The organism is Bradyrhizobium icense (assembly GCF_001693385.1).
Classification (GTDB): Bacteria; Pseudomonadota; Alphaproteobacteria; order Rhizobiales; family Xanthobacteraceae; genus Bradyrhizobium; species Bradyrhizobium icense.
The window spans coordinates 5,531,066-5,545,336 of record NZ_CP016428.1 but is presented as its reverse complement, the minus strand read 5'-3'; the positions used below and the strand labels follow the sequence as shown (position 1 = coordinate 5,545,336).

Sequence of the window (14,271 nt, the reverse complement as noted above, 5' to 3'; positions counted from 1 at the left end):
AGCGGAGCCAGAAGAGGCCTCGTCACCCCGGGCGACATCATCCCGGAATGGTGGGCGAGATCATCTCGGAATGGCGGGCGACGTCAAATCGGAACGGTGGGCGAGATCATTCCGGAATCGTGGGCGACATCGAGCGGAATCAGCAACGGCTGGCGCTGCAAGGCTTGCGGCAGGAGCTGGAAACGATGATACCGCTCGTGCGGCAGGTGATGCGGCAGACACGGGAACGCATCTTCCGCGGCAACACGCGGGCAGAGGACAAGCTCTTCAGCGTGTTCGAGCCCTCGACCGAGATCATTCGCAAGGGCAAGGCCGGCAAGCCCAACGAGTTCGGCAAGATGGTCAAGCTGCAGGAAGCCGAAAACCAGATCGTGATCGACTACGAAGTCTATGATCGGCGGCCGAGCGATTCGGACCTGTTGGTTCCGGCCATCGAAATCCACCAAGCCAAGCTCGGCCGCACTCCACGTCTGGTCGCGGCAGACGCCGGGTTCTACTCCGCCAGGAATGAAGCCGCGGCAAAGGCGAGCGGCGTCAAACGCGTCTGCATCCCCAATCGCTCCACCAAAAGCGTCGCGCGCAAGCGCGAGCAGAAGAAGCGGTGGTTCCGCAACGGCCAGAAATGGCGGACCGGATGCGAGGGGCGCATCAGCGTGGCCAAACGGCGGCACGGGCTCGATCGCTGCCGCTACAAAGGCAGCACCGGAATGAAGCGCTGGGTCGGGCTCGGCGTTGTCGCCGACAACCTCATGAGCATCGGTCGCGTGATGGAAGAACGGTCACCAAAAACGTAGCCCACTTCCAGCGCAATCCTGGCATCGCATCGCCCCGCCCCCCGGCGGGGCTTCTCGTTGTCTGCGTGGTTGACCCGCGCCCGTCAGAGCAGCGATTTTTGCGCCGGAAAGTAGTTAGCCCACGATTGCAGCGAAGCGCCGCATATTTCGTTTCGGTGGAGAGTTTCGGCACAAAATCCCCGATTCCAGAGGAATCCGGCATTCAGCATAGTCTATACATATTGGCGTTATTGGAGACCCCCCCGCGCTCTCCCGGACCGGCGTATCTGTGACATCTCAGGCCCCACGCTCTCTCGGAATACTGGACCTCGAACGCGGGCTGCCTCCCGGCGTGGAGCGGCCGATACTGCCAGGCTCGCTGATCAATCCAACTACCTTCGATTTCCCGATCATATTGGAGACTGTCGCAGGGGCTTGGACGGATATCGTCCTCCCTGGCAACCCATCGCTTGAGCCGGCTTGCATCGCAGCCGCCCGGCGGTTGATTGATCAAGGCGCCGTCGCAATAACCGCAAACTGCGGCTTCTTTATCCGACACCAACCGGCCGTCGCCGCGGCAGTGAATGTCCCCGTGGCGCTGTCGAGCCTTCTCTTGATACCTAACTTACTTCGTCAGCTGCCGCCCGCGGCTAAACTTGCAGTCCTGACGGCTGACTCGCGGCATTGCGGCGAGGACATGCTCGGAGTAGAGGATCCGGTCGAGCGCGCAAGAATCGTCGTAGACGGCATTGAAGGTGGTAAGTACTTGGAGGATGCGATGAAGCGTCCCTTACCACCGCCTGACGTTGACGCTCTTCAGACGGATGTCATGGCCTGCGTTGCGCGAGTTCATGGCGCGCATCCGGACGTTGCAGCCATTCTGTGCGAATGCACGGCGTTCCCGTTAGTCGCCCCGTTGATGCGGCGTGCCACCAAACTGCCCGTCTACGACATCACGAACCTTTCGCGATTGATGATGGCATCGATTGCCTAAGGGCTGTTGTGTGTCGGCAGTAGTCATCGGCCCGAACACGGCGCGGGCTGCCCGGCACCCATACTCACGCAGAGGCGCCGCCTGGCAATAACGTTCATGCCTAGTAAACGGCTAGGCTTGAGCTAAATCCGCAGCCCGCTTGGCGGCGGTAAGAACGGGGCGGCCGAGCGAGCGATCAATCGACTACTCGTCTCAGCGCCTCTTAACCTGAATATCTGACCGGCTACAATGCCGACTCATTCAACATCGAGCCAGGTATGTGCCTTTGCCGACAACCTGGCGGGAGGTGTACCTCGCCCAAACGGGAAATTTTTCCGGCGGTGGCGCCGGCGTCCCTCGCGGCGGTGTAAAGGGCTTGAAAGCTCCACGTTCTGTCCGTATACGCGGAATTTCTTCCGCATGGGCCTCTATATCGATGAATTCCGTTTCTGTGGACCGGTAACATTCATGTGCTCCAGTATTCCAGGCAGGCCGGTGGGGTCCGCGCGATCTGGCGAGCACGCCGAACTCATAATCTTCGCGATTTCAGCAACAAGCAGACCGACGGAGCCAAGACAATGGCAATTGGCAAAGCACCGCAGGCGTTTCCCAGGTCAGAGTACCTTCGCCGCCTTGCCCTAGTTAAATCAGAAATGGCGCGGCGCAACGTTGATGCGCTTGTCATCAACAGTTGGGCCAACATCACTTACCTGACCGGTAATTTCACCCGGATGCTTGCCATGCACGCGCTTGTGGTTTCAACCCGCGAAGAGGAGCCGACCCTCATCGTACGTCGCATGTGTGCGCCCGGAGCCTTTCATCAATCGTTCCTGTCGCATGACAAGGTGATCGGTTACTCGGAAAGCTACGTCGGAAAGCACGACAGAGATGGCTTTGACGCGGTGATCGATTTTATCCACGACCTCGGTGTTGCAAGCCGGGGAATAGGCTTAGAACTGGGCAACCTGACCGCGCAGGCGGCAGAGAAGTTCAAAGCACGATTGCCGAATGCGGATATCGTAGACTGCACTAAAGCTGTAGACTGGATCCGGGGAGTTAAGTCCGATCTGGAGGTGGAGGTGATGCGGCAAGCTGCTGCCCTCGCTGATGCCGCTGTCATGCGGGCGGCCGAAGTAATTCGGCCTGGCGTGCGGGAAGCCGACGCCGCGGTCGAGATCATGACCGCGCAGGTTCGCGGTGCAGCAGGCGTGCCACCCGCGACGGGACTGCGCCCGCTCTTGATGAAATCCTCGCCGCGCGTCTGCACGCCCCACATTCTGTGGAGCGAGGACGTCTTTCGTGACGGCTCCCAGATCGATATGGAAGTGAGTGGCAATCGCCACCAGTATATGGCTGCGCTAATGCGCAGCTTTACGATTGGCGCTCCGTCCGACCGCCTGCTCCGCCTACATGAGGCGCATGCTGCCGGTATTGAAGCTGCGCTGAACGTCATCCGGCCCGGACGCACGTGCAGCGACGTCGCCGAAGTCGTCTATCGCGCGATCGAAAAACATGGGTTCAAGAAGGAGTCGCGTTGCGGCTACGCTATCGGTATTGAGAGTCAGACTTCGGCATGGATAGAGCCGACAGCAAGCTTCGGAATTGGTGACATAACAGAGCTAAAGCCGAACATGACCTTCCACTTGATGATGGGCAACTGGGTAGAAGAGGAGTTTGGTTATGAGATTAGCGAAACGATCTGCGTGACCGACTCCGGCGTTGAAGTGTTGACGCGTGCGCCACGTCAACTTTTCCAACTTTAGTTGGACGCGATCAAAGAAAGTGTGCCGACTGACCACGTCACGGATCAAAGCCTGCGGGATAATTCAAATGGTCAAAAAGGACATTGGGCATTCTAGAGCTCGAAAATGAGCCGATTAATAGCGAACTGCGGATTTGCGCACATATATCAGGCGGAGGTTGCCGCGGCAGGTTCAATCCCAATTGCACTCTCCAGCCTGCTGCTCGTGCCTTTTGTCGCCAAAACTCTTCCCCACGGAGGCAAAGTTGGAATCGTTACCTACGATGCCAACAAACTAAGAGAGGACCATTTTGTCGTCGCAGGGTGGTCAGCGTAAGCTGGTTGCGAGCGGCTTAGTACATGGCAGCGAGGACCGGACAGAGTTTAGTTTAAGGTTGAGTGCATTGAAACGCTGTGAAAGGGGAGGTTACTGCGATGGCCTTTACGCTCTACGACGCAAGCGTTGCGAATTACCTGCAGATCCTCGGGGCGGTCGGCGGTGTCCTCGAGAAGGGCGCCGCGCATTTTCGCGAGAAGGGTGTCGATCTCGCCGACATTATCGATGCGCGACTTGCACCCGACATGCTGCCGCTGACTTTCCAGATCGCGTCAGTCACCCATCACTCGCGTGGTGCGATCGACGCTGCGAAGAACGGTGTGTTCGTTCCGCCGAAAGCGCCGCCCGGCATCGACTATGCAGGCCTGCAGGCGCAGGTGAAGGACGCGCGCGACGAACTTGCGGCGCTGACACCCGAGGCCGTGAACGGCCTCATCGGCCGTGAGGTCACGTTCAAGCTCAGCGACCGCGCGCTGCCGTTCACGGCGGAGGGTTTCCTGATGTCGTTCTCGCTGCCGAACTTCTTCTTCCACGCCACCACGGCCTACGACATCCTGCGACACAAGGGCGTGCCGCTCGGCAAGCGCGATTTCATGGGGCGGCTGAAGCTGAAGACGTGAGGTGGTTGTCGGGGTGCATCTGCCAATTCTAAGATGGCACAAACTTATTTTCGGGTGTGCCTTCGCTGCTCATAGCGGGTGCCGTCATGATGCGGCTGGTCAAGGGCAAGCGCGGCCGGCTCGTTGGCGGTTACACTTACTACGGCAAGCGGCACAGGATCGTGACAGGGCAAGAGTCGAGAGCGCGATCTTTCGCCCGTTCGCGCGGAAGGTGGAGCGGAATAGGGATAATCCCGATGGCAGAAATCCTTTAAGTGCTCCGCCGCCGAACCTGTCAAAATCGTTTGACGCCGTGTACTGCTTCGCATTAGCAGGCGCCACATGAGCTTCATTCTGGTGAGCGGAAGGACGCCCGGTCCGAAGACATTCTGCATGCGTTACTGCGAGACGGCCGTTGCAAACTATCCAACGAGATCGGCACCGGCTTCAGTGGGCGGGTGCTTGGACCGGCCGGCACGCAGAAGAGCAGTGACGGCAAGCCTATTACGCACACAAGAAACAGTCCGGGATTCGGTAAGATCTGGGGTTGCTTGCTACGCACTCTGCGGAATCTGTTGGGCGGTTAGCGGAAGATCTCTCGCGGAAGGAAGCGGCCCGCAGGCTTGCTAAGGCCACATCGTCGGAGCGCTGGTCAACGCCGTCCGGCCAACTTGCTTGACCGTGCGATTGCATACGCGTCCGTCGCAATGCGGCCCAATGCGGTCGGCGAGACGCGCGATGACGGCTAGGTCGAGCTCTTTTTCGAATTGAATGGCCAGCCGCGGGTGATCACAGTTCCTGATCGGGCTGCGGCAGCCGGCGGCCAAGTGCGTCGGAAGGCGGAGAGTGGCAATGCCGCCCACATCGCCGCGCCCATGCCCGGCGATGCTTCTCTGAGTTCGCGAGGTAAGTTGTAACCGTCCGGTGATGCTTTCAATTACCCATAACTGTGACCACTCGGGCTGATCCGCTGATCGGCGAGATCTTGAATCGAAAGAATCACTTGTGATTCCTTTCTGAGCACCTGATTCGCGAGGGGGTGCTCTATGGGGCAGACATTAAGGGATCGACCGGCAAAAGGCTGTTTGCGATCCCTGGAGGGCGAATGTTGGATTGATCGAGAGAGTAGTGGATGCGAGTTTAGGGACGCGCGGCTCGGCGACAGATTCCGCAAACTGCTCACGCAGATTGGAAGCGCCATGGGACAAAGCATTCCGCTCGTCTGCCAGGATTGGGCGAATACCAAGGCAGCCTACCGCTTCTTCTCTAATGACCGGGTCAGCGAAGCGGACATTCTGGCCGGCCATTTCCAATCGACACGTGATCGTGCCGCCGCCACTGAAGGTCTCGTTCTTGTGCTACACGATACAACCGAGTTCAGCTATCAACGCGAGAAGTCAGAAGCGATCGGCATCACCAAGAGCATCAACAGTGGACGGGATAAGGCGGGTCGCCTCAGATCGCACACGGTTTGCGGCATCCTGATGCATTCGAGCCTCGCGGTTACAATCGAGGGGGGGCCGCTGGGGTTGGCGGCCGTTAAGTTCTGGACCCGGAAGAAATTCAAGGGGACGGCAGCGCTTAAAAAGAAGATCAATCCGACCCGGATTCCCATCGAGAAAAAAGGAAAGCGTCCGGTGGTTGGAAAATCTCAAGCAGTCTACGCAACTGTTGGATCATCCGGGACGATGCATCCATATCGGTGATCGCGAGAGTGACATCCACGAGCTTTTCTGCGCAGCACAGGAGATCGGAACTCATTTCCTGATCAGGACCTGCGTCGACCGCTTGGCTGGAGACGGGGATCACACGATCGCCGACGAAATGGACGAGGTCGCCGAAGGGCTCCATCGCATCGAAGTCAGAGACAGCAACGGCGATCGCTACCAGGCCGTTCTTGAGATCAGGTATCGCAAGATACGCGTCCTGCCGCCGATCGGAAAGCAGAAGCGCTATCCCGCTCTGACCCTGACGGTGATCCATGCCGAAGAGCGCGGGACGCCGAAAAACAGAAAGAAGATCGATTGGAAGCTGGTCACCGACCTGCCTGTTGGTTCCCGCACCGACGCCATTGAGAAGCTCGAATGGGTATGGCTTGAGATGGAAGATCGAGGTGTTCCACAAGATCCTCAAATCGGGCTGCAAAGCTGAGGAGTCGAAGCTCAGGACCGCCCAGCGTCTGACCAACCTGATCTCGCTCTTTTGCATCCTGAGTTGGCGGGTCTTCTGGATGACGATGCTCAACCGTTCCGTCCCAGACGCGCCGCCAACCCTCGCGTTGACTGCGACTGAAATCGGCGTGCTCGATCGCCTCGTCAACGACAAACCAAAAGCAAGACAGAAAACGTTCTCGCACTATCTGATCAAGATCGCCCGGCTCGGCGGTTATCTCGCCCGCGCCAGCGATCCGCCGCCCGGCAATACCGTTATGTGGCGCGGGCTGTCACGCCTCACCGACATCGCGCTGGGCGCCATGGTCGGAGGAGAATTTGTGGGTAATTGAAAGCATCACCGGAGGCTTACGGTAAGTTTCTAGTTTCTTCGCTCTTAAGAGCCGAAAAGAGCTGCTGCAAGGCAGCACACCTAGACCGTACAACGAAGCACGTCGACGATCGGCAGGCACTCTGCGGCCGGGTAACGGCGTCTTGCGTTAGGGGGCAAGAACGCCGGTAAAGGTCTTTTTCTGAACTCGCGCGCTCAGTTTCACAAATCCAGTTGAATGTTATTCACCACGCCCGCAGCGGTATGGACGCAAAGCTGAGGCGCCCCTTTGACCTCGCAAGCGCTGGCGCCGCGAAGCGCTGATGCTGTGCACAGTTCATCCCCAAACAGTTGGAATCCGCCGGAAGGCGGGCCGAAACGCGGGATTTCATCGTCCATTCGCCGCTCCTTGCACCAATCAAGCTAGAATTCAGGTTACATTTGGCATATCCGGCGAAGCACTATAGCGGGCTCGGTGCTGGGACGGGACCCGCACCGGGGTGCTGTATCGTTGTCCGGGTCACTGGCGAGATTGTAAGAACGGGAAGAGGACATAGGGCCCAGTTGCTAGCGACGGGACCCTTTATATGTCCACATGCAAGCAATGGGTCCGATGAGTAGCCTCACCAAGCTATCTCGATCGCTCCCTCAGGAATTCATCATGAATGCTGTCCGAATTGACGGAAAGGTCATCGCAGAAGCTCTTCGAGCTCGCGTCGCGCGCGACGTGGCCTTGCTCCAGGCCGAATGCAATGTGACCCCCGGCTTGGCCGTCGTGCTCGTCGGAAAGGACCCTGCCAGTTCCGTTTACGTGAAGACGAAAGCCAGGCAAGCGCAGGAAGTAGGTTTCAAGTCTAAGCAGTTCTTGTTGCCAAGCAACGTCGGGCAAGCTGAGCTATTGGAACTGATCGAGGAGCTTAACGCTGACGACTCCATCGATGGTATTCTCGTTCAGCTTCCGTTGCCGGTGCACATTGACCGTTGGCGCGTGCTGGAGGCCATCGATCCAGCGAAGGATGTGGACGGGTTTCATCCCTACAATGTCGGAAGGTTGGCAGCGGGTCGACCTGCTCTTGCTCCTTGCACTCCGCTTGGCGTTGTCCATCTCATCAACACGGTTGTGAGTGACTTGAACGGATTTGACGTCGTCGTGATTGGTCGCTCGAATATCGTCGGAAAACCTCTCGCAACTCTCCTCGGTGATGCTGGATGCACCGTGACCGGTGCGCAGCTCCAGACGAGAAACCTGCCGGAGCTTTGTCGAAGGGCCGACATCGTGGTCGCTGCGGCCGGTTGCGCTGGGCTGGTTCGAGGCGATTGGCTCAAGCCAGGCACAATTGTCATTGATGTCGGTATCAATCGCGCGGTTGATTCGACCGGGACTGCCAAGATAGTTGGAGATGTAGCTTTTGCTGAAGCGAGCAAGCGTGCGAGCTATATAACCCCGGTCCCTGGCGGTGTCGGACCAATGACTGTCGCTTACTTGCTTGCGAATACCCTTAGTGCCGCAATTTCTCGACGAGATCTGTCGCTGGCGATGAATCCCGAGGACCGCCACATTTTTCGACCGCGCGTGCCAAGCCGGACCCTTCGGGTCAATCTACAGCATGAAGGTTAGAAGCCGTCTGGAGGTTACCGCCATCTGGCGGGTCCTCCTAGTGTTGGACAAGTGCTGCTGCCCGTCATTGGCGACGCGGCAATGCCAGCGTAGCGGTCAACGCGTCACAAGCAGAAGAATGCACAAATGTTCGTCGTCGGCGCGTTTGCGCCGTGGCTGGACACCAACGACAATGGCCTTTTTCAATCGAAAGCACTCGCGCGCACGGCCGTCAAACAACAACAAATCGGCGGGTGTGTGACGAACGCTTGATCCTATTTTGCTGAGATTGCCGGATCACGACGGCTGCGGCCGCGGCCCCTCGACCTAAGTCACTCCCGCACCCGTTGTCTCAACCTGGCCAATGGAAAACGACGTGTCTTGCTAATTACAGGGCCTCTCTAGCACTCCGGCCGACCTCATAGACAAGGACCAGACCATGACCGACGCACAAGCTCCTGCTGCTCCCCGGTGACGGCATTGGCCCCGAAGTGATGGCCGAGGTGAAGCGGCTGATCGATTGGCTCAATGCACCCGGCATTGCCAAGTTCGAGACCGACAGCGGGCTCGTCGGCGGCGCCGCCTATGATCGATCTCCGGGCATGGCCAAAGCCAAGGACGCCGATGTCGTGATTTTTGGTGCGGTCGGTGGCCCCCAATGGGAGCCGTGCCTTATGAGGTTCGGCCGGAGGCCGACCTGCTGCGGCTGCGCAAGGATCTCGCCCTGTTTGCCAATCTGCGCCCCGCCGTGTGCTATCCGGCGCTTACGGACGTCTCGACCCTGAAGCGCGCAGCTGTCGAAGGGCTCGACATTATGATCGTGCGCGAGCTCACCGGCGGCGTGTATTTCGGCGAGCCGAAGACCATCACCGATCTCGGCAACGGCCAGAAGCGCGACCATCGACACCCAGGTCTACGACACCTACGAGGTCGAGCGCATCGCCCCGGTCGCCTTTGATCTGGCCAAGAAGCGCCGCAACAAGGTGACGTCAATGGAAAAGCGCAACGTCATGAAATCCGGCGTGCTCTGGAATGAGATCGTGATCCAGGTCCACAAGCGCGAATATCCCGACGTCACACTCGAGCATCAGCTCGCCGATTCCGGCGGCATGATGCTGGTGAAATGGCCGAAGCAGTTTGACGTCATCGTCACCGACAATCTGTTCGGCGACATGCTCTCCGACATCGCGGCTATGCTAACCGGCTCGCTCGGCATGCTGCCCTCGGCCTCCCTCGGCGAGGTCGATGTCAAGAGCAAGAAGCGCAAAGCGCTGTATGAGCCGGTGCACGGCTCGGCGCCCGACATTGTCGGCAAGTGCCTCGCCAATCCGATCGCGATGATCCCGTCGTTCGGATGGCGCTGCGTCACTCCTTTGATATGGGCGCGCGCCCGACAAGCTCGACGCCGCGATCGCGGCAGTGCTGGCGAGCGGCCTCCGTACGGCCGATATGAAGTCGCAAGGTACGACCGCGGCCTCGACCACTCAGATGGGCGAAGCGATCTAAGGGAATTGCAGAGGCTGCACGCATAACTGCTGCGCCCCTCATTCCCCGACACGAAGCATCCATCGAATTGGACTGGAATCCCGAGGTCTTGTTGCATCGCGCAATCCTGGAAGCGTGGAGGGTCGCGGGCAGCACTTTGACGGTGCAGGAACGCACACGGCCCGGCGATGCCCGGCCATATTTTATATTTCACGTCAGCCTCACAATCGAGCACGTAAAACCTTCAAGCTTGGGGGATCGTGCGCAGAATTTCGGCGTTGGTGGGCCTACATTAAACAAATTCAGATCCAGCCGCCGATAATATGCCGAGGCATACAGCTTCGGGCTGGCGAGGTTACGGAACGAGCGTGTGTAGGAGGGGATCGAAATTTGTATGCTTCCGTACACGTCGCGCGCTCCATCGCGCATGATGCGGTGGTCAGTAGCCTCGGGCGCAAGTATGGCGCCAAGGGCCCCACCTTGCGCGAATAGCTCATTGCATCCGCGGCGGAAACGGCACCAATTTCGAGTGTGGCGTGACGCGCCAGCCGACCAATCTCGCCACTCAACATCCCGATCGCGGGTGGCAAAGCGCTGCTCTTTTCCTGCATCGCGCCGCCCGATGGTGGGCGCGTGCTCAGCCAAACGAAGTCGATGCCAACGCGAACGCAACGACATTCATGACCTGACCCTGGTCTGCATCTACTTTACCTCCCGCCAGCCATTGTTGAGTTCTCGAATGCAAAGCAAGCTGCCCTCCCATGCGGAATACGTCATCGTCGGCGGTGGCATCATCGGTCTATCGACTGCCTTTCATCTCACGCGCCTTGGGCATCACGACGTTCTCCTGCTTGAGCGTGACCAGCTCACCTGCGGGACCACATGGCACGCGGCGGGATTGGTGACCCAGCTTCGAGCCAACGAGAACATGGCAAAGTTGGCCCAATACACCGCGGGATTATTTCATGAACTCGAGAACCTGACGGGTCAGTCCACAGGCTTCCGGCAATCCGGGTCTATCACCATCGCGGCCACACCTGCGCGACTTGAGGAGTTGAAGCGGGGCGCGTCGATGGGGCGCTCCTTTGGCCTAGAAGTCGAGATGATCGACGCCGCTGAAGCCAAGAGACGTGTGCCTTTGCTCGATGTGGCCGATGTTATTGGCGCAGCGTGGATCCCGTCTGATGGCATGACCAGCCCGGTGGATACGGCACGCGCTTTCGCGGCCGGCGCTCGGCAGGGCGGAGCCGAAATCCTCGAGCGCACTCCAGTGACCCGTATCATTGTCGAAAAGGGGCGCATCGCCGGCGTCGAGACCGCGGAAGGCGTCGTGCGTGCCGAAAAGGTTGTCATCTGCACAGGAATGTGGACGCGGACCTTGGCTGCCGAGCTCAATTGGACGGTACCGCTGCAGGCGGCAGAGCATTTCTATGTCGTGACAGAAGCTATCGCCGATTTGCCGTCTGATCTTCCGACCATTCGCGATATGGATGCGCATTTCTACGCAAAGCCGGACGCAGGCAAATTGCTGGTCGGGTTTTTCGAGACCCGCGGCAAACCATGGGGCATGGATGGGATTCCGCACGACTTCAGCTTTGATTCCCTGCCAGATGACTTTGAGCACATCGAGCCTTATCTCATCAATGCAATGCGGCGCATTCCGGCGCTGGAGAATGTCGGACTGCAGCTAAACTTCAACGGGCCGGAGAGTTTTACGCCGGACAATCGATTCCTGTTAGGACCTGCACCGGACATTGCGAACCTCTATGTCGCTGCCGGGTTCAATTCGTGCGGCATCGAATCCTCTGGTGGCGCTGGCAAAGTGATGGCCGAGTGGATGTCGACGGGCGTCCCCGCCAGTGACTATTGGGAAATGGACGTACGGCGAGCCATGCCGTTCCAGCGCAATCGGCGATATTTGCGCGATCGAACGGGTGAGGCAGTTGGCAATCTTTGGGCCCTGCATTGGCCTCACAAGTCACCCGAGACGGCGCGGGACGTGCGCGTGTCACCGCTGCACGATCGGCTTGCCGCGGCTGGCGCGAACTTCGGCGAGGCCGCGGGGTGGGAACGGGCGCAATGGTTTGGTGGTGCTGAGGCGCCGACCAGCACCCACGCCACATTTGGTCGCGACGATTGGTTTAAGGCAAGCGGTGCGGAACACGAGGCCACTCGGTCTGGGGTCACGCTGTTTGATCAGACGTCCTTCGCGCATCTGCTGGTGCAGGGGCGCGATGCCCTCGCTTTGCTTCAACGTCTGTCGACCAACAACGTCGATGTTCCCGTAGGCCGCATCGTGTACACGCCGTGGCTCAACGAGCGAGGCGGCATGGAGTCCGACGTCACAATCGCACGAACGGGCGACGACGAGCTTCTGGTGGTTACGGCGGCCGTACAGCGCATCCGGGATCTCGCTTGGTTGCGAATGCACGCCAAGGGTGCGGGCCACGTGTTCGTTACCGACGTGTCGTCGGGATACGCTTGCCTCTCCGTCATGGGGCCGCGTTCCCGAGAGCTGCTCATGCGCGTGAGCCCGGCGGACTTTTCCGATGCCGCATTCCCCTTCGCGACGGCCCGGGAAATCGAGATTGGCTATGGTATGGCCTTCGCTTTCCGCATGACCTTCGTAGGGGAACTCGGATGGGAGCTGCACATCCCGGTCGAACAAGCGCTGGGTATCTATGATGCGCTGGTGGCTGCGGGACGCGATCTCAGCCTGCGTCACGCTGGCTACGTAGCATTGAACACGTTGCGCCTCGAGGCGGGATACCGCGACTGGGGCTCGGACGTCAGTGATGAAGACACGCCGCTCGAATCGGGATTGGGATTCACGGTCGCCTGGAAAAAGGCAGAGGATTTCATCGGGCGGACGGTCCTCGAATCACAGCGCGCGCTGGTTCCGCGCAGGCGCCTTGTTCAACTGGTAGCACCGAAGGCGGTGCCGCTCATGTTCGGAACAGAGCCTGTCTGGCGCAATGGATCACTCGTCGGCTACCTGCGTTCCGCGGGTTTCGGCCATACTTTGGGCTGCGGCGTTGGGATGGGGTATGTGCACTCCGAGACCGGGGTGAGTGCCGAATGGCTGGCTCAAGGCACCTTTGAGATTGAGATCGCGGGCGAAAGACACGCAGCGATCGCATCTCTTCGCCCCTTCTACGATTTAAACCGCACGCGTGTGAAGGGCGAGTGGCGCAAGGCCGAAGACCTCATTGCCCCGGAGCTGCTGCTAGCACGCTCTAAGGAATGATCTTTATCTCCATTTTTTTTCCACCCAGTTTACTGAAGGGCCGCCGCTGCGTGTGTTTATTATGTCTGATCGTTCGATGATCCTCGTGTTGTCCTGCCCTGATCGTCCAGGCATCGTTTCGGCCGTCTCGAGTCGTCTGTTCGAGGCTGGTTGCAACATTCTCGACGCTCAGCAGTTCGACGATACCGAGACAGGTCACTTTTTCATGCGCGTCGTATTCGATCGCGGCGAGCGGGCGAAATCAGAGCCCGAAATCAGCGCATCAATCGCGGAGCTCGCGGAGCTTCTCGCGATGAAATTTACTCTGCGGCAGAGCTGTGCAAAGAAGCGTGTGATGCTGCTGGTCTCAAAATTCGATCACTGTCTGGCCGATCTGCTTTATCGCTGGCGCATCGGCGAACTGCCGATGGAGGTGACCGCCATCATTTCCAATCACGCCCGCGAACATTTGGCCTCCACCGATTTAGCCGAACTGCCATTTTACCACTTGCCTGTCACCAAGCAGACAAAGATGGAGCAAGAGTCCCGCATTTGGGAGCTCGTGCAGGAAACCCATACGGATGTCGTCGTCCTTGCGCGTTACATGCAGATTCTATCGGACGGTTTATCGGCCAAGTTGTCTGGGCGCTGCATTAACATCCATCACTCCTTCTTGCCAGGCTTCAAGGGCGCCAAGCCGTACCATCAGGCCCACGAGCGAGGCGTCAAGTTGATCGGCGCGACAGCACATTATGTGACCTCCGATCTCGACGAGGGCCCCATCATCGAGCAGGATGTCGAGCGGATCTCACATCGCGACACGCCGGAGGATCTGGTCCGCAAAGGCCGCGACATTGAACGCCGCGTACTCGCCCGCGCTGTGCGCCATCACCTCGAGGATCGCGTGGTGCTAAATGGAAGAAAAACGGTAGTCTTCAGTGGCTGAGCAGCACTGACTTGGCGGAGCAGAATTCCCCGGGACATGCGGCGCAGTGCTAAGCGCATATGTGTGCGTCGGTCATGAGCAGCTAGGTAAGTCCTGTGTTAACCGCGCGAGTC

Annotated in this window: 11 protein-coding genes and 2 pseudogenes; 12 read left to right on the top strand and 1 reads right to left on the bottom strand. The window is 59.0% G+C overall.

Features of this window, described 5'->3' with window-relative positions:
* Positions 1-143: 143 nt before the first annotated feature.
* From LMTR13_RS25970 to LMTR13_RS42845, 7 genes and pseudogenes are all read left to right on the top strand, one after another.
* Positions 144-794, top strand: a pseudogene (locus LMTR13_RS25970) (transposase); the annotation flags it as partial.
* Between the two features lie 331 nt (positions 795-1,125).
* The gene (locus tag LMTR13_RS41930; RefSeq protein ID WP_335622046.1) at positions 1,126-1,767 is read left to right on the top strand and encodes an aspartate/glutamate racemase family protein; all 642 of its coding nucleotides are present in this window, start codon (positions 1,126-1,128) and stop codon (positions 1,765-1,767) included.
* 557 nt (positions 1,768-2,324) lie between these two features.
* On the top strand, positions 2,325-3,509 hold the full coding sequence (locus LMTR13_RS25960; protein WP_065730266.1) for a M24 family metallopeptidase: 1,185 nt from the start codon (positions 2,325-2,327) through the stop codon (positions 3,507-3,509).
* A 413-nt stretch (positions 3,510-3,922) separates the two neighbouring features.
* Entirely contained in the window at positions 3,923-4,444 is a 522-nt protein-coding gene (locus tag LMTR13_RS25955; protein WP_065730265.1) for a DUF1993 domain-containing protein, read from the top strand.
* A 1,025-nt stretch (positions 4,445-5,469) separates the two neighbouring features.
* On the top strand, positions 5,470-6,129 hold the full coding sequence (locus LMTR13_RS42855) for an IS4/Tn5 family transposase DNA-binding protein (RefSeq protein WP_236843128.1): 660 nt from the start codon (positions 5,470-5,472) through the stop codon (positions 6,127-6,129).
* Positions 6,065-6,574 (top strand): hypothetical protein, encoded by a 510-nt coding sequence (locus tag LMTR13_RS42850; RefSeq protein ID WP_236843127.1) that lies wholly within the window; start codon positions 6,065-6,067, stop codon positions 6,572-6,574. The genes LMTR13_RS42855 and LMTR13_RS42850 overlap by 65 nt, the downstream gene beginning before the upstream one ends.
* Positions 6,537-6,926: an IS4 family transposase gene (locus LMTR13_RS42845; protein ID WP_236843125.1), complete on the top strand. Its 390-nt coding sequence runs from the start codon at positions 6,537-6,539 to the stop codon at positions 6,924-6,926. Before LMTR13_RS42850 ends, LMTR13_RS42845 begins: the two co-directional genes overlap by 38 nt.
* Positions 6,927-7,126: 200 nt before the next feature.
* Here the strand turns inward: LMTR13_RS42845 and LMTR13_RS41215 are convergent, their stop codons facing one another.
* Positions 7,127-7,303 carry a hypothetical protein gene (locus LMTR13_RS41215; protein WP_156795800.1) on the bottom strand — a complete coding sequence of 59 codons (177 nt, stop codon included), beginning with the start codon at positions 7,301-7,303 and terminating at the stop codon, positions 7,127-7,129.
* Positions 7,304-7,565: 262 nt separating this feature from the next.
* On the opposite strand from LMTR13_RS41215, the gene folD reads away from it, so the two are divergent.
* From folD to purU, 5 genes and pseudogenes are all read left to right on the top strand, one after another.
* On the top strand, positions 7,566-8,522 hold the full coding sequence (gene folD, locus LMTR13_RS25935; protein WP_083219501.1) for a bifunctional methylenetetrahydrofolate dehydrogenase/methenyltetrahydrofolate cyclohydrolase FolD: 957 nt from the start codon (positions 7,566-7,568) through the stop codon (positions 8,520-8,522).
* A 126-nt stretch (positions 8,523-8,648) separates the two neighbouring features.
* Entirely contained in the window at positions 8,649-8,774 is a 126-nt protein-coding gene (locus tag LMTR13_RS43190) for a hypothetical protein (RefSeq protein ID WP_257784718.1), read from the top strand.
* 221 nt (positions 8,775-8,995) lie between these two features.
* Positions 8,996-10,033 (top strand): annotated as a pseudogene (gene leuB / locus LMTR13_RS25930) (3-isopropylmalate dehydrogenase).
* A gap of 692 nt (positions 10,034-10,725) precedes the next feature.
* A complete protein-coding gene (locus tag LMTR13_RS25925) occupies positions 10,726-13,233 on the top strand; it encodes a GcvT family protein (protein WP_065730263.1) in 2,508 nt (835 codons plus the stop codon).
* 76 nt (positions 13,234-13,309) lie between these two features.
* Positions 13,310-14,158, top strand: coding sequence for a formyltetrahydrofolate deformylase (gene purU / locus LMTR13_RS25920; RefSeq protein ID WP_418219723.1), 849 nt, complete (start codon positions 13,310-13,312; stop codon positions 14,156-14,158).
* The last annotated feature ends 113 nt before the right edge of the window (positions 14,159-14,271 follow it).

What these genes read in the sequence shown, in the direction of transcription:
- LMTR13_RS25925 (WP_065730263.1), top strand. Translation starts at nt 10,726, where the DNA reads ATGCAAAGCAAGCTGCCCTCCCATGCGGAATACGTCATCGTCGGCGGT.
- LMTR13_RS25955 (WP_065730265.1), top strand. Translation starts at nt 3,923, where the DNA reads ATGGCCTTTACGCTCTACGACGCAAGCGTTGCGAATTACCTGCAGATC.
- purU (WP_418219723.1), top strand. Translation starts at nt 13,310, where the DNA reads ATGATCCTCGTGTTGTCCTGCCCTGATCGTCCAGGCATCGTTTCGGCC.
- LMTR13_RS43190 (WP_257784718.1), top strand. Translation starts at nt 8,649, where the DNA reads ATGTTCGTCGTCGGCGCGTTTGCGCCGTGGCTGGACACCAACGACAAT.
- LMTR13_RS41215 (WP_156795800.1), bottom strand. Translation starts at nt 7,303, where the DNA reads ATGGACGATGAAATCCCGCGTTTCGGCCCGCCTTCCGGCGGATTCCAA.
- folD (WP_083219501.1), top strand. Translation starts at nt 7,566, where the DNA reads ATGAATGCTGTCCGAATTGACGGAAAGGTCATCGCAGAAGCTCTTCGA.
- LMTR13_RS42855 (WP_236843128.1), top strand. Translation starts at nt 5,470, where the DNA reads ATGGGGCAGACATTAAGGGATCGACCGGCAAAAGGCTGTTTGCGATCC.
- LMTR13_RS25960 (WP_065730266.1), top strand. Translation starts at nt 2,325, where the DNA reads ATGGCAATTGGCAAAGCACCGCAGGCGTTTCCCAGGTCAGAGTACCTT.